At 76.3% G+C, this 1,890-nt stretch carries 2 protein-coding genes and 1 riboswitch; of the genes, one reads left to right on the top strand and one right to left on the bottom strand.

Annotated features, from left to right (window positions below; all coding sequences use genetic code 11):
* Positions 1–130: 130 nt before the first annotated feature.
* Positions 131–457 carry an endonuclease domain-containing protein gene (locus tag ACWEVO_RS35925; protein WP_452311850.1) on the bottom strand — a complete coding sequence of 109 codons (327 nt, stop codon included), beginning with the start codon at positions 455–457 and terminating at the stop codon, positions 131–133.
* A gap of 712 nt (positions 458–1,169) precedes the next feature.
* A riboswitch (TPP riboswitch) is annotated at positions 1,170–1,280 on the top strand.
* Between ACWEVO_RS35925 and ACWEVO_RS35920 the strand changes: the two genes are divergently transcribed.
* Positions 1,275–1,890 (top strand): thiamine phosphate synthase (locus tag ACWEVO_RS35920; protein WP_452311849.1); only part of this gene is annotated, 616 nt, incomplete at its 3' end. Its footprint overlaps the riboswitch before it by 6 nt.

Genomic DNA, 1,890 nt, shown 5'->3' with positions numbered 1-1,890 from the left:
GGTGGAGTACGACGGGGTCCGGCTGCTCAACCAGAACGACGCCCGCCCGACCGACCTGAGCGTCTTCGCCGAGTTGGGGCACCATGGCGTTCCACCGACGGTGGCGCGCGGGGGATGCGCTGGGACGGGGTCAGTGGGGGGCGGGGGCGGCGCGGCGCTCGCGGAGGGCCTGGGCGACCAGGGCGACAGTGGCGGCCGGGTGGCGGAGCACGTCGTCGGCGGTGAACCGGAGGACGATCCAGCCGGCCGCCCGGAGCGCGTTGAGGCGGGCGACGTCCTGGCGGAAGTGTGCCCGCTCCCGGTGGTGGTCGCCGTCGTACTCGGCCGCGACCCGGAGCGCCGGCCAGGCGAGGTCCACCCGGGCGAGGAAGCGGCCCCGGCCGTCGAGGACGTCGTGCTGGGCGGTGAGCGGGCCGAGGCCGGCGTCGAGCAGGAGCAGCCGGAGGCGGGTCTCCATCGGGGACTCGCTCAGCGGCTCGGCCAGTGCCAGCACCTCCCGCGCCAGCGAGATGCCCGGCCAGCCGCCGTGTGTGTCCGCGTAGGCGCGCAGGGCAGGCAGTTTGCTTGACCACCCGGCGATGCAGCAGCGCGTCGACGGCGACCAGTGCCTCGGCGCGTGGGCCTTCTCGGCCGAGGTCGAGGGCGGTCCGCAGGGCCGTGGTGACCGGCAGCCCGGCGAACCGGGTGCGATCGCTCTCCGGCAGCACCGAGCGGACGATGTGCAGGCGGGGATGCGGGCGCATCCGGGCGGCCCGGGGCAGCAGCACGCTGACCCGGGCGTCGCGGGCGAGCAGGTCGGCACCCCACAGGTACGCCGCGCTGCGCCCCGCAACGGCGGCGCCCGGCGGCAGGCGCAACGCGACCGCCTCGCACCACATCCGGTGGTCGTCCGGGCGGTAGCCGTCGCGGTGCACGTACACGTCAGGCAGGAGCCGTCGCCAGGCGGGCCAGCGGAGCATCGCCCAGGTCAGAAGTCCCTCGCTGACAGCCCTGCTGCCTCGGAACGGCAGGAACGCCAGATGGCGCGGAACCAGGGCGGGCGAGGGCATCCGGACAGCATGGCGTGAATGGACGACCACCCACAGTCCCGGTCTTCCACTCGCGACGGTGAGTGGGAAAAGTGCCGGCGGCTCTTGGCGGATCCTGGTGGACGTCGTACGGTAGGCGGCAAGTGACCCACGGGAGCCCGGTGCGTACCGGGCTGAGAGGGGGGCTGGAAGCCCCCGACCGTCGAACCTGATCCGGGTAATGCCGGCGCAGGGAGGAGTGTTGCCGTGCCGTCCCTGGGACGACTGCATCTGATCACCGACACCCGCCCCGGTCGGGACCCGCTCGCCGTGCTGTGCGCCGCCCTGCCGGTGGCCCGCGCCGACCTGGTCGTCCAGGTGCGGGTGACGGACGAGGCCAGCGACCGCGAGGCGTACGAGCTGGCCCGGCAGGTGGTCGCGCTGTGCCGGCCGTACGGGGCGACGTGCCTGGTCAACGACCGGCTGCACGTGGCGCTGGCGGTGGGCGCGGCGGGCGGCCACGTCGGGGCGGACGACCTGCCGGTGGCGGCGGCCCGCCGGGTGCTCGGCGCCTCGGCCGTGCTGGGCGCGACCGCCCGGGAACCGGTGGCCGCCGCCGAGGCGGTCGCTGCCGGTGCCGGCTACCTGGGCGTCGGCCCCTGCCACGCCACCACCACCAAGTCCGGCCTGCCCGACCCGACCGGCCCCGAGGGGGTGCGCGCGGTCGCCGGGGCGGTGGACGTGCCGGTCATCGCGATCGGCGGGGTGACCGCCGCGTCGGTGCCGGCGCTGCGCGCCGCCGGGGCGTACGGGGTGGCGGTGGTGGGGGCGCCCGGAGCAGCGCCGCGGTGGCCGCGGCCGGATCGGCGGCCTGCGAGAGCGC

This window comes from Micromonospora sp. NPDC003776, from assembly GCF_053605645.1.
Note: the sequence above shows the minus strand (reverse complement) of the source record. Positions and strands in the feature narration are given on the sequence as shown.